This window comes from Pseudomonas sp. NPDC087342 (assembly GCF_044744265.1).
GTDB classification, from domain to species: Bacteria; Pseudomonadota; Gammaproteobacteria; order Pseudomonadales; family Pseudomonadaceae; genus Aquipseudomonas; species Aquipseudomonas nunensis.
This window is the reverse complement of record NZ_JBIUXZ010000001.1, coordinates 713,748-732,911: the sequence shown is the minus strand read 5'-3', so window position 1 is coordinate 732,911 and position 19,164 is coordinate 713,748. Positions and strand designations below refer to the sequence as shown.

Genomic DNA, 19,164 nt, shown 5'->3' with positions numbered 1-19,164 from the left:
CGCACAAAACAAGGGGCAGATCATTGATCTGCCCCTTTTTCTTTAAGAACGCCCCACCGAACCGCTAACCGGCAAATTACCCAGCAGCTTCAGCCCGGTACTCTTCACAAACGTGTCGTAGTCCATCGGTCTTTCAATGCGGGTTTCCGCGTTGGGCAGCACATAGGCCCAGGCACGCTGGGACGATGCGTCGTAGACCAGCTTGAACAGCCGCGTCGGGACCCAGACCTTGTTATCGCCGATGGTGCTGTGGCCTGAGTCAAACAGCGGGCCGGTAAACACATAGACATTGCCATCGGCGCGCTTGGCAAACTTGCGCACATCGGCCTCGACCTTGCTCCAGATCTTCCGGTTGTTGGTGGGGTCTTGCGGCACCATGTTCGAAAGCGCGAAGGATTGGGCCATGGCATTGGCGCTGGGTGCATCGGCAGCCGGGGATTGATGACCACGATCCACGGCCGGATGCTGGCTACGGTAATCGCTCAACTCAGCCCGCCCACTCTTGGGGATGCGCGGGTCCGGATAAAACTGATTGGTGCGCTCCTCTCCTTTGGCATCCCGCAGTTGGGCGGCATTCAGCCGTTCGACCACCACCAGCGGGGTCCTGCTGGTTTGCGAGTACAGCACGGCAAAGTTGTCGGAACACAGGGCCAGGGGTTTCATGGTGGCCGGCACAGTGGCGGTGTTGATCGGTTTGGCTGCCGGGAACAGATCGGCACAACCGTCGAACGAGGGCTGTTTCTGTTTGCTTGAATAGAGGTCCAGTGCCGCGTTCTGGTTGATCGAGCCCGAGTGGGACGTTTGGGTCTGATGCTGGGTGGCTGGCTTGAGGAGATCCAGCAGACTGCGGGCTTCTACCCCGGTCGAGAGCAAAACAAGGGCCGACAGCCCAACTGCAATTTTGCGTAGGTGCATGCTTTAAATTCTTCGATTTGGATTGAGGAGTAAACGTACGACGAGTCCCGATTTACGGAACCGGGCGCAGGTGATGGTGGTTATCTTGCGGGGAGCATGCTTTCACTGTCCTTGATCAAAATACCGATGCGAAACCACGACCGCTGACGGTCGTGCGGGACGTATTGACCATTGGAAATCACCTTAGTGCCAGAGGGACCGGGGCCTTTACGTTCAATGCCGCTGCTGAAAAACACGCAAAAAAAAGCGCCACTCAATGAGTGGCGCTTTTTCTATATTTGGAGCGGGAAACGAGACTCGAACTCGCGACCCCGACCTTGGCAAGGTCGTGCTCTACCAACTGAGCTATTCCCGCGTCTTGGTGTGGCGCATTCTATAGAATCCAGAAGCCCCGTCAACCCCTTGATTCAAAAAAGTTTTATTTCTTTTCTACATCGGTCTTCAGATGCGGCCAGGCAGCCCGCAGATATTGGACCATGGACCACAAAGTCAGGCCTGCCGACACCAGCAACAAGGCGTAACCCACCAACACCCAGAACGTGAAGTCCGACGGGTTGGCCAACAGGATCACCAGCGCGAGCATTTGCGCGGCGGTTTTCCATTTGCCCAGGTTCGACACTGCAACGTGAGCGCGTGCGCCAAGTTCGGCCATCCACTCTCGCAACGCCGAGACGACGATCTCGCGACCAATAATGACCGCAGCCGGCAGCGTGAGCCACAGGTTGCCGTGTTCTTGCACCAGCAACACCAGCGCGACGGCGACCATCAACTTGTCGGCCACCGGATCGAGGAAGGCCCCGAATGGCGTGCTTTGTTCCAGGCGGCGGGCCAGGTATCCATCGAGCCAGTCAGTGGCAGCGGCGAATGCAAAGACCGAACTGGAGGCCAGGTAGCTCCATTGGTAAGGCAGGTAGAACAGTAAAATAAAGATCGGGATGAGCAGGACGCGTAGAACGGTAATCAGATTAGGGATATTCATCGGCACAACTGGCTACGAGGTGAGTTGGCATTCTACTCGCTGTGCAGATTTGCATAAATCGACTCAGCGAGCTTTTTACTGATCCCGGGTGCTTTGGCGATCTCTTCGATGCTGGCACGAGACAGCTCCTGCAATCCACCAAAATGTTTCAACAAATCGCGCCGACGTGTCGGCCCTACCCCTGCAACGCCCTCAAGCGTGGACGTGCGGCGGGTTTTGCCGCGCCGTGCCCGGTGCCCGGTAATGGCGAAACGGTGAGCTTCGTCGCGAATCTGCTGGATCAAATGCAGCGCGGGGGAATCACCGCGCAACGTGAATTCGTGTGCAGCGTCATTCAGGTACAGGGTTTCAAAACCGGCCTTGCGCGTAGCGCCCTTGGCCACGCCCAACAGAATCAGGTCGGGCACCGCCAGTTCGTTGAGCACGTCCCGAGCCATCGAAAGCTGCCCTTTACCGCCGTCCACCAGCAAAATGTCCGGCAGCTTGCCCTCGCCGTCCTTCAGCTTGCTGAAGCGTCGGGTCAGGGCCTGGTGCATGGCCGCGTAATCGTCACCGGGCGTCACGCCCTCAATGTTGTAGCGACGGTAGTCGGACTTGATCGGGCCTTCCGGACCGAACACCACGCAGGACGCCACGGTGGCTTCGCCGCTGGAATGACTGATGTCATAGCATTCCAGGCGCTGCGGCGGTTCATCCAGGTTCAGGACCTCGGCCAGTGCTTCGAAACGTGCCGCGACGTGTTGACGATTGGCCAGCCGCGCGCTTAATGCCTGCTCCGCATTGGTGACCGCCAACTGCTGCCAGCGTGCTCGCGTACCACGAACCCGGTGGCTGATGGACAATTCGCGACCGCGAAGCTCGTCGATGGCGGTGATCAGCACCGGAAAATCGTCGTGAACTACGTTGACGATCAACTCGCTCGGCAAGTCCCGTTCCGGACTGGTGATGTAGTACTGGCCCAAAAATGCGGCCATGACTTCGGAAACGTCTTCTTCAATCCCCACTTGCGGGAAGAAGTTCTTGCTGCCCAACACCCGGCCTCCACGCACGCTGATCAGGTGGACACAGGCACCGCCCGGATTGACGAAAGCGGCGATCACATCGATGTCGCCCGTCCCGCCTTCCATGCTTTGCTGGTCCTGGACCCGGCGCAACAATGAAATCTGGTCGCGCAATTCGGCTGCGCGCTCGAACTCGAGGTTGATCGCCGCCTCCTCCATCCCGGCAGACAGCTCGTCTGTCAGCGCATTGCTGCGCCCCTCAAGGAACATCACCGAATGCCGCACGTCCTCGGCATACACTTGCGGCTCCACCAGCCCGACGCACGGCGCCTTGCAACGCTTGATCTGGTATTGCAGGCAGGGTCGCGTGCGGTTCTTGTAATAGCTGTCTTCACACTGACGAACAAAAAAGGTCTTTTGCAGCAGGCTCAGGCTCTCACGGATGGCACCCGCACTTGGATACGGCCCGAAATACTTGCCCTTGGCCTTCTTCGCGCCGCGATGGATGCTCAGGCGTGGAAACTGGCCATCCGAGAGGAAAACGTAAGGATAGGATTTATCGTCGCGCAGCAGAATGTTATAGGGCGGACGCCATTCCTTGATCAGCGTCTGCTCAAGCAACAAGGCTTCGGTTTCGTTGGCCGTGATCGTGGTTTCGACCTGGGCGATACGCCCCACCAGCGCCGCAGTCTTGGGCGCAAGACCGGTTTTGCGGAAGTAGCTTGCCAGACGTTTCTTGAGATTCTTGGCCTTGCCGACGTAAAGCAGGCGCGCGTCGCTGTCGAACATGCGATAGACGCCGGGGCGTCCGCTCACTGTCGACAGGAATGCACTCGGATCGAAGACTTCAGTCATTTTCAGAGATTGGCATCGACCATGCCGTGACGCACCGCCAACAGTGTCAGCTCGACATCGCTGCTGATCGAAAGCTTCTCGAAAATGCGGTAGCGGTAGGTATTCACGGTTTTCGGCGACAGGCAAAGTTTGTCGGAAATGATCTGGACCTTCTGACAGCCGACAATCATCAAGGCGATCTGGATCTCGCGCTCCGACAATGCATCGAAAGGTGAATCATTGGTTGGCTGGAACGACTTGATCGCCAGTTGCTGGGCAATTTGCGGGCTGATATAGCGTTGCCCGGCAAACACCAGGCGAATGGCCTGGACCATTTCCGGCAAACCTGCGCCCTTGGTCAGGTAACCCGCCGCCCCGGCTTGCAACAGCCGTGTAGGAAACGGATCCTCCTCGCACACAGTAACCGCGACAACCTTGATGTCCGGATGACTGCGCAGCAATTTTCGCGTGGCCTCAAGACCGCCGATCCCGGGCATCTTGACGTCCATCAGAACCACATCGGGTTTCAACTCACGCGCCTTGAGCAGGGATTCCTCCCCTGACTCGGCCTGGCCGACTACTTGCAGGCCATCGATGTCAGCCAGCATTCGTGTAATGCCTGTACGAACGAGATCATGGTCATCGACTACTAGCACCCTAATCAAGCAGACACCTCGCGATATGGTCGTATTGGGTTGCCGACACCTTAGCAAAAAGCGACTGGCAGACCTAGCGGCAAGCGTCATATAAAAAGTTTCAATTCATCTTTCAAGGCTTGCTCCTTGCGTGTTTCAGCGATGAGGGGCATCCGTTTCACGCTGCATTCTCAGGAAACACTCGTCCTCGCCGACCACCTCCAGCCCCATGCGCCGATACAGCGCCTGCGCCGGATTATTTTTGAAGACGGTCAGGCGCAAGGCAGGTCGTCGTTCTGCCCGGGCCATGGCCAATACCTGATCGATCGCCCAGGAACCTGCGCCGTGCCCCTGAAATGCTTCGGTTACGTGCAGTTCGCGGATGTACAAGGCCCTGGCATCACGACTCAGGCTGAAATAACCCACCGGAACGTCGTCCTGCGTAATCAACCAGTTTTCCCGCCCCGCCCAAGCCACGTCGAAGGCTTCATCCAGCCATAACAGGTCGTACTGGATGTAATAACGCAGCATGTTTTGACAGGTCAGCCCGCGAGCAAAATCAAGATCCAGGGCTGTCGCCTGACGTAATTCGAAAACCATTCAACGCTCCGCAACGACATTGGTTTTTAGCGAAGCACCCAGTGTGTCATACCCCTTCAGGCACTCAAGCGATAGGAAACGCCGTCGCCGCCCGATAGTATTTTCTGATTGAATCTGCCTACGTCCCTCTAGTAAGCTCGGCGCATTCATCGGAGACAGACCATGTTCAACGCCCTCTCACAGCTTCGTACCGTCAGCGCCCTGCGCTCGATGGCGGCTGCCCGGGCGAATGACGTTTGTGCTCCGGTCAGCTTTTATTTTGGGTATTGGTTTAGCCACTGGCGCGCCTGATACCCACACGGCGCCCACTTTAAACGGGTCGCCACCAGAGAATTCTCAACCCCCGGTCGGCCTCCCGACCGGGGGTTTTGTTTTTTCAGCCCCAGAATTTTTAGCGACATACCAGACAACTTGAGGATCCAGAAAATGAACTACGCCACTTATTACCGTCACGACAGTTTTACCGCCTGGCGATTTACCAGCCTCCGCTCGGGACAGCCTGCCGCCTCCGATCGGTCACCCACAGGTGGCAAGCACACACACGCAGCCAATCCGGCCAATTGTCGAACACCCCAGTAGGGCCGAGCACGCGGGAACGAACCCGCCGCCAGCCCAGGAAGAATGAATATGAACTCGTCCGTCTCTGCTTTGCCACTGTCCACCTTGAGCCCGGCCAATGAAGCGCTGACCCTGCGTCTGCCCAGCTCATTGCAGCTCAAACAGCAATTGCCACTCAGCACCGCCCTGACCCAGCAGGTCGCCAGCCACCGCCAAGCGGTACGCGCCATCCTGAACGGTGAAGACTCCCGTTTGCTGGTCATCGTCGGCCCGTGCTCCATTCACGATCCCCAGTCAGCCCTCGAATACGCCGCTAACCTCACGCGCCTGGCCGCTGAAGTCAGCGACGAAATGCTCCTGGTGATGCGTGCCTACGTCGAAAAACCCCGCACCACCGTCGGCTGGAAAGGCCTGGCCTACGATCCACAGCTCGACGGCAGCGATGACATGGCCGGTGGCCTGACCCTGTCTCGGGAACTGATGCGCGAAATGCTCCGCCTCGGTTTGCCGATTGCTACCGAACTGCTGCAACCGATGGCCGCCGGTTACTTCGATGATTTGCTCAGTTGGGTCGCCATCGGTGCACGCACCACCGAGTCGCAGATCCACCGAGAAATGGCCAGCGGCCTGAGCATGCCAGTGGGCTTCAAGAACGGCACCGATGGCGGCGTCACGGTTGCCAGCGATGCCATGCGCTCGGCAGCCCACCCGCACAGGCATTTCGGCGTCGATAGCCAGGGACATCCTGCAATCATCCAGACGCCGGGCAATCCGGACACCCACCTGGTATTGCGTGGAGGCCATCGCGGGCCGAACTACGACTGCGATAGCGTTGCCCGTATCAACCACGACCTGGCCAAACTGAAAATCCCGACCCGGATCATGGTCGATTGCAGTCACGCCAACAGCGGTAAAGACCCATTGCGTCAGCCAGCCGTGTTCAACGAAGTGCTCGAACAACGCCTGCAAGGCGATCGCTCACTGATCGGCATGATGATCGAAAGCCACCTCTTCGAAGGCTGCCAGCCGTTGAGTTCGTCCCTGCAATACGGTGTATCGGTAACGGATGGCTGCCTCGGCTGGAGCGCGACCGAACAGTTGCTACGCCAGGCAGCTGACCGACTTCGCACCCAGCAGCTGGCATGACCAACGCCTCCTCCAGTCTTCAATCGAAGACTGGAGGACCTCGACGCGACTTACCCCTGCACCTGAACCAGTGCCACATCTGACACTTGGCTCACGTCGTCCAGTCGTTCAACCGAATAGCTGACGCGAACCGTCGAGCCCTGGTGCTCTCTCCAGAACCGGTAAGGCACGATAAACACCAGTGGCTCACCCGCCATCTCCCGGCAAATATCCCGTTCATCCCGGTGGCTGAAGTTGACGCCGTCGCACCTCAGGTACACCAACTCGCCCGCCTCGGTTCGGGCGTCGTCAATTACGACGGTAACCCCATCAATCGAGTCCTGCAGATCCAGCCAGCCTTCCTCGGCCTCCAATATGATGGGGGCTGCCAACTGAGGTCGCTCCAGCGGCTCGATGGACAATCGCATCGGCTCTGAATAAAGCGGTGCCTGCCCATGCTGCTCGATGCAGTAGGTGATCGTCACTGACGACCCGAGACCAGGGGCAATGAACTCGGGCCTGACCCAAAACGAGAGCTCCTGCCCCACCGCGAAGGCTTCGATACTCAGCCTGTCGTTGAAGCTCAATTGCGGCGTAACACTTTCCCAGACCAGTACCACGCGGTCACCAGCAGCCATCCGGGCGTAAGGCCGAATCGTGATGCGCGCACCTTCAACCACCCGGTCCGGGTCGAGCGTACCGCCCACGGCATCATTCACAACCAGCGGCAACAAACCGGCGGGGGCATCGCCAACATTCAACTGCAAACGCCGGGATTGCGCCGACTCGGGTAAAGAACGGCTGGTCAGCGTGTAGTAGATCTCCAGTGAACCGCCATCCAGCGCGCCGATGTGTGCCCCGGCGACGGTAAAGACAACCTCCTTGTCCACCTGTCCCTGACTGACGAACTGCGAAACTTCGTGCAGATAGACCTGCCCCTCGACATCGAGCCCCGACCAGTGCAGCACCAGCCTGTCTCCGCTCGCCATGCCCGGATAAGGCAAGACCTTGACCACGGCTTTTCTGCAGGCCGGATCGAGAACCGCGTTATCCATCTGCATCAACTGCGGAGCCGGCAGTGCCAGCTTTCCTGCATTTACTTCATAGGTACCCATTCATCTACTCCATTCCTTGGAAATATCTGCCGCCCCTTACGTCGGCATCGAACGAGGCCTATTTAAGCCCATCGCGCTGCTTGGCGATGTCAGGTGATCACTACAGGTGGCCCGGATAAATGCGGCTTACGAAGTAGGCCATTGGTGAGAATCACTCTTGACGGCATAAAAAGATGTCGAAATGTTCCGACATAGGCTTCAGCCAGATCGGAATTTTCAGACATTTTCTATTCCGTTTTCCCTCGAAAACAGCGGCTTTTTCAGACATCGCCGAGTGGCGGGAGTGTTTTAGAGTGGAGCCCGGCGCACATCCACGAACTTCCGCGAAAAGGCACGAACATGCAACGGAATGCAACAACTCAACACCCAATCCTGTTGGTACACGGACTCTTTGGCTTCGACCGTATCGGCAAATATGAACTGTTTCATGATGTCAAGCAGGGCCTGAGAAGTCATGGGGCAAGAGTCTTCATCCCCCACCTGTCAGCTACCCACAGCAATGAGGTGCGCGGCGAACAACTATTGACCCAGATCGAACGGGTACTGGAAGGCACCGGTGCTAGCCAGGTCAACCTGATCGGCCACAGCCAGGGCGCATTGGCCGCCCGCTACGCAGCCGCTGTCGCACCACAATGGGTCGCATCGATTACCTCCGTCAGCGGCCCCAACCACGGCTCGGAACTGGCCGACTTCTTGCGCAAGGCCCTGACGCCGGGGCGTTTGCCGGAGCATGTGGCCACAAAGGTCGCGACGCTGTTTGCTGATTTCCTGTCGCTGCTGAGCGGTAATTTTCACTTGCCGCAAAACGCAATTGCCGCTCTCAACGCCCTGACCACCGAAGGCGTTGGCGCTTTCAACGATAAGTACCCGCAGGGCCTGCCAAAAACCTGGGGCGGCAAGGGTCGTGAGGTGGTCAATGGCGTACGCTATTACTCTTGGAGCGGGATCCTGCAAGGGACCATTCTTGACCAAGGGCTCGGGGCTCTCGACCCGACCCACGCCTTTTGCCGGGCCTTCTCCGAGTATTTCATCACCGAGGCCGGGCAAAACGACGGGTTGGTCGGTCGATACAGTTCTCACCTGGGCAAAGTGATCCGCTCCGACTATCCGATGGATCACATGGACAGCCTCAGCCAGACGACTGACCGCGGCCGCAAAGGGGTCAACCCGATCGATCTGTACGTCGAGCACGCCGAGCGTTTGAGAAACGCCGGCCTTTAAACCCTTCCTTTATACGGAGCTGCCATTGCCCGCCCGGCTTCAGATGGAACTTTGAGAAGAAATAGGCCACTGAATCCGGTAGGCTCAGCACTTTACTGAACACTGAATGGAGAATTTTCCCATGGCTAAAGCCACTGCCCGTCACATCCTTGTTGCCAGCGAAGACAAGTGCAACGAACTGAAAGCCCAGATCGAAGGTGGCGCTGATTTCGCCGAAGTTGCCAAAGCCAACTCCACTTGCCCGTCCAGCCGTCAGGGCGGTGACCTGGGTTCGTTCGGTCCAGGCCAGATGGTCAAGGAATTCGACACCGTGGTCTTCAGCGCGCCAATCAACGTCGTGCAAGGCCCGGTCAAAACCCAGTTCGGTTATCACCTGCTGGAAGTGACCAGCCGCCAGGACTGATCCAGCGGTTGAGTTTTTAATACAACGGCCCGCCTTTTGGTGGGCCGTTGTGTATTTGGTTACGTGATTCGGCTGGCGAGTGACGCGCGGCTAGCGTACAAATTGCGCTTATCGATCACCCGGCTCTAAGGCTGACAATGCGACTGCTTTTCCCCACTTCGATATTCACTGCCGTGGCTCTGCTATTAAGCGCCGTTGGTGTGAATGCTGCACCGCAACATGCGTTGACCGTGTATGGCGAACCGGCGAAGTATCCCGCCGGTTTCAGTCATTTCGCCTACACCAACCCGCAAGCCCCCAAGGGCGGCACGATGCGCCGCTCGGCCATCGAGATCGGGCATTTCGACCATATCCTGCCCTACATCGACAAGGGCATCGGTGTGAACCAGATTGATGGCCTGCTTTATTCGCCCCTGGCCCAGCGTTCGCAGGATGAGCCTTACACGGTGTACGGTCTGGTGGCAGAGAAGATGGAGCGGTCCGAGGATGGTTTGTCCCTGCGCTTCTACCTGAATCCCAAGGCCCGATTCGCCGATGGCACGCCGATCACCGCCGAAGACGTGCGCTACACCTATGACTTGCTGATGACTCAGGGCAGCCTGCGCTATCGCACCCAGTTCGCCGATGTCAAAGGCACCGAAATCGAATCCCCCCTGACCATCCGGTTCGACTTCAAAAGCAACGAAAACCGCACCCTGCCCCTGGACATCGCGACTCTGCCAGTCTTCCCCGAGCATTGGTGGAAGACCCGCGACTTCGCCAGCGGCGGCGGTTACGAGGCGCCACTAGGCAGCGGCCCGTACCGCGTCGGCAAGGTCGATTCCGGGCGCAGCATCACCTTCGAGCGCAACGCCGACTGGTGGGGCAAGGACTTGCCGGTCAGTCGTGGCCTCTACAATTTCGATCATTTCAGCATCGAGTACTTCGGCGATACCGACGTCGCCCGTCAGGTATTGCGCGGTGGCGCCTACGACTACAACCGTGAATTCTCCGCCACCGGTTATTCCATCGGTTACGAAGGCCCGGCCTTGAGCGACGGTCGCCTGCGCAAAGCGCATCTGGCAACCGACGCACCGCAAACAGCCCAGGGTTTCGTCTTCAACCTGCAAAACCCGATGTTCCAGGACCGTCGTGTGCGCCAGGCCCTGGCCATGCTCTGGGATTTCGAATGGAGCAACCGGCAGATGATGCGTGACCTGTACATCCGCCAGCAGAGCTTCTTTTCCAATACTGACCTCGCCGCTCGAAAGCTTCCAGATGCCGCCGAACTGGCGATTCTCGAACCGCTTCGGGGGCAAATTCCCGACGAGGTCTTCACCCAGGTCTTCGAGGCACCGAAGACCGATGGCAGCGGCGTGATTCGCGACAAGCAGTTGCAAGCGCTGGATCTGCTGGAACAAGCCGGATGGAAACCCGATGGCGATCAACTGGTGAATGCCCAGGGCGAGCCGCTGAGCTTTACCTTCCTCACCAGCCAGAACGGCATCGACCGATTGCTGCTGCCCTATAAGCGCACGCTGAAACAGATCGGCATCGACCTCAATATCCGCCGCATCGATTCGTCCCAATACGTCAACCGCCTGATGTCCCGAGACTATGACATGGTCATCACTGGCTACCCCGTGACCACCTCCCCGGGCGGCGAACTGGTCAACTACTTCGGCTCGGCCTCGGCCAATGACCCCGGCGCCAACAATTACATGGTGTTGAAGAACCCGGCGGTCGATACGCTGATCAACGGTCTGATCCGCGCCAACACCCAGGCCGAAATGCTGCGCTATGCCCATGCCCTGGACCGCGTGCTGCAATGGAACTACTACTGGATTCCCAACTATTACCCGCCCGGCAGCTCAACCGTATGGTGGAACCGCTTCGGCATTCCCAATGTGCAAGCGAGCAATGACGAAGCCATCGAGAGTTGGTGGGAAGTGAGCTCCACGCCACTGACCAACGAACAGATGACCGCCGAACTGATCAAGCGCGGCAAATCCGGAGGGCCGCATTGATGTGGGCTTACATACTGCGGCGTTTGCTGCTGATCATTCCGACGCTGGTCATCATTCTTCTGGTCAACTTCGTGATCGTCCAGGCCGCGCCCGGCGGTCCGGTGGAACAGGCCATCGCGCACCTGCAAGGCATCGGCGGCGCGACGGTCGGCGGTGGCTCCAGCGAGACGATGCATGGCACGTCCAGGGCCAGTCGCGGCCTCGACCCGCAACTGATCAAGGAGATCGAAAAACAATACGGCTTCGACAAACCGGCACCGGAACGTCTGTGGCTGATGCTTAAAAGCTACGCTCGGCTGGACTTCGGCAAGAGTTTCTTCCGCGGCGCCACCGTCACCGACCTGATCCTGGAAAAAATGCCGGTGACCATTTCCCTCGGGCTCTGGGCGACGCTGATCACTTACCTGGTGTCGATCCCCTTGGGCATTCGCAAAGCGGTGCACCACGGCAGCCACTTCGATATCTGGAGCAGCACCGCGATCATCATCGGCTATGCCATGCCGGCGTTCCTGTTCGCGATGTTCCTGATCGTGGTGTTTGCCGGCGGCACGTCGCTGAACTGGTTCCCGGTACGCGGGTTGGTTTCGGATAACTTCGAGTCGCTGTCGACCCTGGGCAAAATTGCCGATTACTTCTGGCACCTGGTCTTGCCGGTCACCGCGCTGGTAATCGGTGGGTTTGCCACCCTGACCATCCTGACCAAAAACTCCTTCCTTAATGAAATCACCCGCCAATACGTGGTCACGGCCCGCGCCAAAGGCTTGAGTGAGCGACGGGTTTTGTACGGCCATGTGTTTCGCAATGCGATGTTGCTGGTGGTGTCGGGGATTCCGCAGGCCTTCATCAGCGTGTTCTTCGCTGGCTCCCTGCTGATCGAGGTGATCTTCTCCCTCGACGGTCTGGGTCGCATGAGCTACGAAGCCGCCGTATCACGGGACTACCCGGTGGTCTTCGGTTCGCTGTTCATCTTCACCTTGTTCGGCCTGCTGATAAAACTGGTCGGCGACCTCTGCTACACCCTGGTCGACCCGCGTATCGACTTCGCCGCGAGGAACGCCTGATGTTCAAGCTTTCGCCGCTGGGCCGGCGCCGTTTCGAACGTTTCAAGAAAAACCGTCGGGGCTGGTGGTCGCTGTGGCTGTTTATCGGGTTGTTCCTGCTGACCCTCGGTGGCGAACTGATCGCCAACGACAAACCGTTGATCGTCAGTTACGAAGGCTCGCTGTACTTCCCGGCGTTCAAGCGCCACACCGAACAGGAGTTTGGCGGGCAACTGCCGTTCCAGGCCGATTACCGCAGCGACTACGTACAGAAGCTGATCAAGAAGGACGGCGGCTGGCTGCTGTTCCCGCCGATCCCGTTCAGCGACGACACCCCTAACTATGACCTGAACAAACCGGCGCCGAGCCCACCGACGAAGGTCAACTGGCTGGGCACCGACGACCAGGCACGAGACGTACTGGCCCGGGTAATTTTCGGTGCCCGGGTGTCGATTCTGTTTGCCCTGATGCTGACCTTAGTCAGCGCACTGATCGGAATTGCCGCCGGTGCACTGCAAGGCTATTACGGCGGCTGGGTCGACCTGTTGGGCCAGCGCTTGCTGGAAGTCTGGTCGGGGCTGCCGGTGCTGTACCTGCTGATCATTCTGTCGGGGTTCGTCGAGCCGAATTTCTGGTGGTTGCTGGGGATCATGGCGCTGTTTTCATGGCTGGCCCTGGTGGACGTGGTGCGCGCCGAATTCCTGCGCGGGCGCAACCTGGAATACGTCAAGGCTGCCCGCGCGCTGGGCCTGAGCGACCAAAAAGTGATCGTGCGGCACATCCTGCCGAATGCCATGAATGCGACCTTGAGCTATCTGCCATTTATCCTGACCGGGGCGATTTCCACCCTTACTGCGCTGGACTTCCTCGGCTTCGGCATGCCGGCAGGCAGTGCTTCCCTGGGCGAACTGATCGGCCAGGGCAAGCAGAACCTGCAAGCACCGTGGCTGGGGCTGACGGCGTTTTTCACCCTGGCGTTGATTCTTTCTTTGCTGGTATTTATCGGCGAGGCGTTGCGTGATGCCTTTGATCCAAGATCATGAAACGGACGGTAGACATGAGTGACAACCTGATCGAAATCCGTGACCTCAACGTAGCCTTTAGCGGCCAGACGGTGGTGCGTAACCTGTGCCTGGACATCCGCCCCGGCGAATGCCTGGCGCTGGTGGGCGAGTCGGGTTCGGGCAAATCAGTGACGGCGCATTCGATCCTGCAATTGCTGCCTGAAGAAGGCACGGAAACCCGTGGCAGTATTCGTTATCGCGGCCAGGAACTGGTCGGTGCCGATGCCAAGGTACTGCGCCAGTTGCGCGGTAACCGGATCGCGATGATCTTCCAGGAACCGATGACCTCGCTGAATCCGCTGCACAGCATCGAAAAGCAGATCGGCGAAACCCTGCTGCTGCACAAGGGCCTGGCGGGCAAAGCGGCGCAAGCGCGGATTCTCGAACTGCTGGAACTGGTTGGCATCAAGAAACCCAAGGAACGGCTCAAGGCTTACCCGCATCAACTGTCCGGCGGCCAGCGGCAACGGGTGATGATCGCCATGGCCCTGGCCTGCGAGCCGGAGTTGCTGATCGCCGACGAACCGACCACCGCGCTGGATGTGACGGTGCAGCGCAAGATCCTGCTGCTGCTCAAGTCCCTGCAACAACGGCTTGGCATGTCATTGCTGTTGATCAGTCATGACCTCAATCTGGTGCGCAGCATTGCCCAGCGGGTGTGCGTGATGAAGGCCGGGGAAATTGTCGAGCAGGCCCCTTGCGAGACGCTGTTCACCGAGCCGAAGCATCCTTACAGCTGCGTGCTGCTGAACGCCGAACCGGAAGGTGAAGCCCTGCCCCGGGATGAGCGCGAGAAGGTGCTGGAAGTCGACAACCTGCACGTCAAGTTTGCCCTTGGCGGCGGGCTGTTCCAGCGCAAGACCTGGTTGCACGCGGTGGATGGCATCAGCCTGCATGTCCAGCGCGGCAAAACCCTGGGCATCGTCGGCGAGTCCGGCTCAGGCAAGTCCACCTTGGGCCAGGCGATTCTGCGTTTGCTCGACTCCGAAGGCAGTATTCGCTTTCAGGGCGAGGCGCTGGATGGCCTGACGCAAAAACAGCTGCGACCGTGGCGCAAGAAGATGCAGGTGGTGTTCCAGGACCCCTTCGGCAGCTTGAGCCCACGCATGTCCGTGGCGCAGATCATCAGCGAAGGGTTGGAAGTGCATAGCCAACTGACCGCCGAGGAATGTAAGGCTGAAGTGATTCGGGCACTGGTTGAAGTCGGCCTCGACCCGCAAAGCCGCCATCGCTATCCGCATGAGTTTTCCGGTGGCCAACGCCAACGCATCGCCATCGCCCGGGCACTGGTGCTCAAGCCAGCGCTGATCCTGCTGGACGAACCGACTTCGGCGCTGGACCGCACCGTGCAAAAACAAGTGGTCGCCCTGCTCCGGGATCTCCAGGAAAAACACGGCCTGACCTACCTGTTTATCAGCCATGATCTGGCGGTGGTACGCGCCCTGGCGCATGACATGATCGTGATCAAGGACGGCAAAGTGGTGGAAAGCGGCGCCAGCCATGATGTATTCGACTCGCCGCAGCATCCGTATACCAAGGAACTGTTGGCGGCGGCGCATCCGGGGTAGGCCTTTGAACCGAGGCGCAGCCTTCGCGGGCAAGCCTCGCTCCTACAGATTATGCGTTGCGCCCATTTCCGGCATGCAACTTAAATCCTGTAGGAGCGAGGCTTGCCCGAGAAGAGGCCCTGACAGACAACACACATTCCGGACATGACAGACATGAACACCACCGAAAGCCTCAAGGACTACCAGCGCGTTCGCATGCTGGCGATCCGCTCGTTGTTCGAGATCATCGAGCAGTCGAGCGAAGGCACGGTGATTGTCGACCGCGACGCGAATATTGTCTGGATGAACGAACGCTACGCCCGGCGCTTCGGCCTGGAATCGGCGGAAGTCGCGATCGGCAAGGCCTGCGAAAGCGTTATCCCCGGCAGTCTGCTGCGCGAAGTGGTGCGCACCGGCCGGCCGATTTTGCTGGACATGCAGGACACGCCCAAAGAACCGCTGGTGGTGATGCGCCTGCCAATTCATGACGACGCTGGCGCGGTGATCGGCGCGATCGGTTTTGCCCTGTTCGACGAACTGCGCAGTCTGTCGCCGATGCTCAAGCGCTACCTGAGCATGCAGGAAGAACTGGCCTCCACCCGCTCGCTGCTGCGCGCACGGCAAACCAAATACAACTTCGCCCACTTCATCGGTACCAGCGCCGCCAGCCTGGAAGTCAAACGCCGGGCCCGACGCAGTGCCAGTGCCGAGTCGCCTGTGCTGTTGCTCGGAGAAACCGGCACCGGCAAGGAGTTGCTGGCCCAGGCCATCCATGGCGCTTCGCCCCGGGCGCACAAGGCGTTTGTCAGCATCAACAGTGCGGCGATTCCCGAGTCATTGCTCGAAGCGGAGTTCTTCGGCACCGCCCCCGGCGCGTTTACCGGCGCGGACCGCAAGGGTCGGGTCGGCAAGTTGCAGATCGCCCAGGGCGGCACGCTGTTTCTCGATGAGATCGGCGACATGCCCTTGCCCCTGCAAAGCAAGCTGCTGCGGGTGTTGCAGGAAAAAGAGTTCGAGCCAGTGGGCTCCAATGAAGTGATCCAGAGCGACGTGCGGGTGATTGCCGCCACGTCCACGGACCTGGAAGCGGCGATCAAGCGTGGCGAATTTCGCGCGGACTTGTACTACCGCCTCAATGTCCTGCCGATCCAGGTTCCACCGCTGCGCGACCGGCTCGACGATATCCCCGCTCTCAGTGAAGCGATCCTTGAAGAACTGCGCAGTCAGCACGAATTGAACCCCGAAGCCCTGGACCTTTTGGACCAACACGCCTGGCCGGGAAATATTCGCGAGTTGCGCAACGTGCTGGAGCGCGCGGCGTTGCTCAGTGATGACTTGATGCTGAACGCGGCGGACATCCGCGCGGCGATTGGCAAATTTACCCCAGTTGAGCGCACACCCAACCTCGCGATTGAATCCAGCGCGCATGAGACGTTCAGCGAGGCTCGTGAGCGGTTTGATCGGCAGTTGATTGATTCTGCTCTCGCGCAATGCGGGGGCAAGGTGATTGAGGCGGCGGCGCGGTTGGGGCTTGGGCGGTCGACGTTGTACAAGAAGATGGTGGCGTTGGGGATTGCCGAGTCTCAATAAAGAGACATAGATCTCGATTGTTAGACATGGCCTCTTCGCGGGCAAGCCTCGCTCCTACAGGTGATGCGTTTCTTTCATTTCCAGCGTGCAATACAAATCATGTAGGAGCGAGGCTTGCCCGCGAAGGCATCCTCCACCCCACCAACAATCTCAAAACAGAGACAAAAACCCCAAAAATCATCTCCTGACAATATAATTTCCTTATATTTCAACAGCTTAACAATCTGGCACGATTCCCGCTAAAGCCCTCTCCCACAAAAGATCCACCCTACAAAAATAACAATCCCAGGAGACACACCCATGAGTGTGATCATTGCCTTGGCAGCTCTCACGCTGCTGATGCTGGCTGCCTACCGTGGCTACAGCGTTATCCTCTTTGCCCCGATTGCCGCCCTCGGCGCCGTCCTGCTAACTGACCCTTCTGCCGTCGCCCCTGCTTTCACCGGGGTGTTCATGGAGAAAATGGTCGGCTTCATCAAACTGTATTTCCCGGTGTTCCTGCTCGGCGCGGTGTTCGGCAAGCTGATTGAGTTGTCGGGGTTCTCCCGCTCCATCGTCGCGGCGGCGATTCGCTTGCTCGGCACCCGCCAGGCGATGCTGGTGATCGTGTTGGTCTGCGCCCTGCTCACCTACGGCGGCGTGTCGCTGTTTGTGGTGGTGTTCGCGGTCTATCCGTTTGCCGCCGAGATGTTCCGCCAGAGCAACATCCCGAAACGCCTGATCCCGGCAACCATCGCCCTCGGCGCGTTTTCCTTCACCATGGACGCCCTGCCCGGCACCCCGCAGATCCAGAACATCATCCCCAGCACCTTCTTCAACACCACCGCTTGGGCGGCGCCGTGGCTGGGTTTGATCGGCTCGATCTTTGTGGTCTGCGCCGGCATGCTGTTCCTGCAGCGCCAACGCAACAAGGCCCAGCGTGCTGGTGAAGGCTACGGCACCGAGCTGCGCAACGAGCCAGAAACCGCTGCCGATATCAAACTGCCAAATCCCTGGATTGCACTGTCGCCACTGCTGGCGGTGGGCATCATGAACCTGCTGTTCACCCAGTGGATCCCGCAGTGGTACGGCAAGACTCACAGCCTCGCTCTGCCGGGCATGGCCACGCCCGTGACCACCGACATCGCCAAACTCACGGCGATCTGGGCGGTTCAAGCCGCGTTGCTGGTCGGGATCATCATGGTGTTGGTGTTCGGCTTCCAGGCGATTCGCGGCAAGTTGGCCGAAGGCAGTCGAAGCGCGGTCGGGGGTTCGTTGCTGGCGGCGATGAACACCGCGTCGGAATACGGTTTCGGCGCGGTGATAGCATCCTTGCCGGGCTTCCTGGTACTGGCCGACTGGCTGAAAAGCATTCCCAACCCGCTGGTCAACGAAGCGGTTACCGTGACCTTGCTGGCCGGCATCACCGGTTCGGCGTCCGGCGGCATGAGCATTGCGCTGGCGGCCATGGCCAATGACTTCATCGCCGCGGCCCATGCCGCGAACATTCCGCTGGAAGTGCTGCACCGAGTGGCCGCGATGGCCAGCGGCGGCATGGACACCCTGCCGCACAACGGCGCGGTGATTACTCTGCTCGCGGTCACCGGCCTGACGCACCGCGAAGCCTACAAAGACATTTTCTGTATTACGCTGATCAAAACCCTGGCGGTTTTTGTGGTGATCGGTACTTTCTACGCCACTGGCATTGTGTGAGGTATTCATGACGACTCTTACAGGCAAGACCGCATTGGTCACCGGCTCCACCAGCGGCATCGGCCTGGGCATAGCCCTCAGCCTGGCCAAGGCTGGCGCCAACGTGGTGCTCAACGGTTTTGGCGATGCCTCCAAGGTGATCGCCGAATTGCAACAGTTTGGCGGCAAGGTCGGGCATCACCCGGCCGACGTGAGCAACCCGGAACAGATCGCCGAGATGATTGCCTACGCCGAGCGTGAGTTCGGTGGCGTGGATATTCTGGTCAACAACGCCGGGATCCAGCATGTGGCGGCGGTGGAGGACTTTCCGCTGGAGCGCTGGGATTCGATCATCGCGATCAACCTGTCGTCGGTGTTTCACAGCACGCGTCTGTGCCTGCCGCGTATGCGCGCCAAGAACTGGGGACGGATCATCAACATCGCGTCGGTTCACGGCCAGGTCGGTTCGGTGGGCAAAGCGGCTTACGTCGCCGCCAAGCATGGGGTGATCGGGTTGACCAAAGTGGTCGGCCTGGAAACCGCGACCACCCAGGTCACCTGTAATGCGATTTGCCCGGGCTGGGTATTGACGCCGCTGGTGCAGAAGCAGATCGACGATCGCGCGGCCACCGGGATCGACCCGCAGCAGGCGCAGCATGATTTGTTGGCGGAGAAACAGCCTTCGCTGGAATTCGTGACCCCGCCGCAACTGGGTGAACTGGTGCTGTTCTTGTGCAGCGAGGCCGGTAGCCAGGTGCGCGGTGCGGCGTGGAATATTGATGGTGGGTGGTTGGCGCAGTAATCCGCCGACGAACCGCGTTATCGTTCTTCGCGGGCAAGCCTCGCTCCTACAGGTACAG

The 19,164-nt window shown here is 59.2% G+C and carries 16 protein-coding genes and 1 tRNA gene; 10 read left to right on the top strand and 7 right to left on the bottom strand.

Annotated elements, in window-relative coordinates; translation table 11 throughout:
* Positions 1-42: 42 nt before the first annotated feature.
* The 6 genes from ACIOYV_RS03345 to ACIOYV_RS03320 form a co-directional block, all read right to left on the bottom strand.
* Positions 43-915, bottom strand: a complete 873-nt coding sequence (locus tag ACIOYV_RS03345) for a DNA/RNA non-specific endonuclease (protein ID WP_401320787.1) — start codon at positions 913-915, stop codon at positions 43-45.
* A 279-nt stretch (positions 916-1,194) separates the two neighbouring features.
* Positions 1,195-1,270: transfer RNA gene (locus ACIOYV_RS03340), tRNA-Gly, on the bottom strand.
* Positions 1,271-1,333: 63 nt separating this feature from the next.
* On the bottom strand, positions 1,334-1,894 hold the full coding sequence (gene pgsA, locus ACIOYV_RS03335) for a CDP-diacylglycerol--glycerol-3-phosphate 3-phosphatidyltransferase (protein WP_054046593.1): 561 nt from the start codon (positions 1,892-1,894) through the stop codon (positions 1,334-1,336).
* A 32-nt stretch (positions 1,895-1,926) separates the two neighbouring features.
* Positions 1,927-3,750, bottom strand: coding sequence for an excinuclease ABC subunit UvrC (gene uvrC / locus ACIOYV_RS03330; protein ID WP_054046595.1), 1,824 nt, complete (start codon positions 3,748-3,750; stop codon positions 1,927-1,929).
* Positions 3,751-3,752: 2 nt separating this feature from the next.
* Positions 3,753-4,394 carry a UvrY/SirA/GacA family response regulator transcription factor gene (gene uvrY, locus ACIOYV_RS03325; protein WP_082356623.1) on the bottom strand — a complete coding sequence of 214 codons (642 nt, stop codon included), beginning with the start codon at positions 4,392-4,394 and terminating at the stop codon, positions 3,753-3,755.
* A gap of 126 nt (positions 4,395-4,520) precedes the next feature.
* On the bottom strand, positions 4,521-4,964 hold the full coding sequence (locus ACIOYV_RS03320) for a GNAT family N-acetyltransferase (RefSeq protein ID WP_401320785.1): 444 nt from the start codon (positions 4,962-4,964) through the stop codon (positions 4,521-4,523).
* Positions 4,965-5,591: 627 nt separating this feature from the next.
* On the opposite strand from ACIOYV_RS03320, the gene ACIOYV_RS03315 reads away from it, so the two are divergent.
* On the top strand, positions 5,592-6,668 hold the full coding sequence (locus tag ACIOYV_RS03315; RefSeq protein WP_401320784.1) for a 3-deoxy-7-phosphoheptulonate synthase: 1,077 nt from the start codon (positions 5,592-5,594) through the stop codon (positions 6,666-6,668).
* A 50-nt stretch (positions 6,669-6,718) separates the two neighbouring features.
* Here ACIOYV_RS03315 and ACIOYV_RS03310 read toward each other — a convergent pair whose 3' ends face one another.
* Positions 6,719-7,762, bottom strand: coding sequence for a hypothetical protein (locus ACIOYV_RS03310; protein ID WP_401320782.1), 1,044 nt, complete (start codon positions 7,760-7,762; stop codon positions 6,719-6,721).
* 339 nt (positions 7,763-8,101) lie between these two features.
* Between ACIOYV_RS03310 and ACIOYV_RS03305 the strand changes: the two genes are divergently transcribed.
* From ACIOYV_RS03305 to hbdH, 9 genes are all read left to right on the top strand, one after another.
* Entirely contained in the window at positions 8,102-8,983 is an 882-nt protein-coding gene (locus tag ACIOYV_RS03305) for an esterase/lipase family protein (protein WP_401320781.1), read from the top strand.
* Positions 8,984-9,104: 121 nt separating this feature from the next.
* Positions 9,105-9,386: a peptidylprolyl isomerase gene (locus ACIOYV_RS03300; protein WP_003445034.1), complete on the top strand. Its 282-nt coding sequence runs from the start codon at positions 9,105-9,107 to the stop codon at positions 9,384-9,386.
* A 137-nt stretch (positions 9,387-9,523) separates the two neighbouring features.
* The gene (locus ACIOYV_RS03295; protein WP_401320779.1) at positions 9,524-11,392 is read left to right on the top strand and encodes an extracellular solute-binding protein; all 1,869 of its coding nucleotides are present in this window, start codon (positions 9,524-9,526) and stop codon (positions 11,390-11,392) included.
* Positions 11,392-12,453, top strand: coding sequence for a microcin C ABC transporter permease YejB (locus ACIOYV_RS03290; protein WP_054046607.1), 1,062 nt, complete (start codon positions 11,392-11,394; stop codon positions 12,451-12,453). The genes ACIOYV_RS03295 and ACIOYV_RS03290 overlap by 1 nt, the downstream gene beginning before the upstream one ends.
* Positions 12,453-13,475: an ABC transporter permease gene (locus ACIOYV_RS03285; protein WP_163909861.1), complete on the top strand. Its 1,023-nt coding sequence runs from the start codon at positions 12,453-12,455 to the stop codon at positions 13,473-13,475. Before ACIOYV_RS03290 ends, ACIOYV_RS03285 begins: the two co-directional genes overlap by 1 nt.
* Positions 13,476-13,489: 14 nt before the next feature.
* On the top strand, positions 13,490-15,064 hold the full coding sequence (locus ACIOYV_RS03280; protein ID WP_054614996.1) for an ABC transporter ATP-binding protein: 1,575 nt from the start codon (positions 13,490-13,492) through the stop codon (positions 15,062-15,064).
* Between the two features lie 153 nt (positions 15,065-15,217).
* Entirely contained in the window at positions 15,218-16,633 is a 1,416-nt protein-coding gene (locus ACIOYV_RS03275; protein ID WP_401320776.1) for a sigma-54 interaction domain-containing protein, read from the top strand.
* A 300-nt stretch (positions 16,634-16,933) separates the two neighbouring features.
* Complete coding sequence (locus ACIOYV_RS03270; RefSeq protein WP_265045338.1) at positions 16,934-18,325, top strand: GntP family permease; 1,392 nt, start codon at positions 16,934-16,936, stop codon at positions 18,323-18,325.
* A gap of 7 nt (positions 18,326-18,332) precedes the next feature.
* The gene (hbdH, locus tag ACIOYV_RS03265) at positions 18,333-19,106 is read left to right on the top strand and encodes a 3-hydroxybutyrate dehydrogenase (protein WP_401320773.1); all 774 of its coding nucleotides are present in this window, start codon (positions 18,333-18,335) and stop codon (positions 19,104-19,106) included.
* The last annotated feature ends 58 nt before the right edge of the window (positions 19,107-19,164 follow it).

Coding starts and splice junctions, on each gene's coding strand:
- ACIOYV_RS03275 (WP_401320776.1), top strand. CDS start 15,218: ATGAACACCACCGAAAGCCTCAAGGACTACCAGCGCGTTCGCATGCTG.
- ACIOYV_RS03295 (WP_401320779.1), top strand. CDS start 9,524: ATGCGACTGCTTTTCCCCACTTCGATATTCACTGCCGTGGCTCTGCTA.
- ACIOYV_RS03320 (WP_401320785.1), bottom strand. CDS start 4,964: ATGGTTTTCGAATTACGTCAGGCGACAGCCCTGGATCTTGATTTTGCT.
- ACIOYV_RS03315 (WP_401320784.1), top strand. CDS start 5,592: ATGAACTCGTCCGTCTCTGCTTTGCCACTGTCCACCTTGAGCCCGGCC.
- ACIOYV_RS03290 (WP_054046607.1), top strand. CDS start 11,392: ATGTGGGCTTACATACTGCGGCGTTTGCTGCTGATCATTCCGACGCTG.
- ACIOYV_RS03285 (WP_163909861.1), top strand. CDS start 12,453: ATGTTCAAGCTTTCGCCGCTGGGCCGGCGCCGTTTCGAACGTTTCAAG.
- hbdH (WP_401320773.1), top strand. CDS start 18,333: ATGACGACTCTTACAGGCAAGACCGCATTGGTCACCGGCTCCACCAGC.
- pgsA (WP_054046593.1), bottom strand. CDS start 1,894: ATGAATATCCCTAATCTGATTACCGTTCTACGCGTCCTGCTCATCCCG.
- ACIOYV_RS03310 (WP_401320782.1), bottom strand. CDS start 7,762: ATGGGTACCTATGAAGTAAATGCAGGAAAGCTGGCACTGCCGGCTCCG.
- ACIOYV_RS03280 (WP_054614996.1), top strand. CDS start 13,490: ATGAGTGACAACCTGATCGAAATCCGTGACCTCAACGTAGCCTTTAGC.
- ACIOYV_RS03305 (WP_401320781.1), top strand. CDS start 8,102: ATGCAACGGAATGCAACAACTCAACACCCAATCCTGTTGGTACACGGA.
- uvrC (WP_054046595.1), bottom strand. CDS start 3,750: ATGACTGAAGTCTTCGATCCGAGTGCATTCCTGTCGACAGTGAGCGGA.
- ACIOYV_RS03345 (WP_401320787.1), bottom strand. CDS start 915: ATGCACCTACGCAAAATTGCAGTTGGGCTGTCGGCCCTTGTTTTGCTC.
- ACIOYV_RS03270 (WP_265045338.1), top strand. CDS start 16,934: ATGAGTGTGATCATTGCCTTGGCAGCTCTCACGCTGCTGATGCTGGCT.
- ACIOYV_RS03300 (WP_003445034.1), top strand. CDS start 9,105: ATGGCTAAAGCCACTGCCCGTCACATCCTTGTTGCCAGCGAAGACAAG.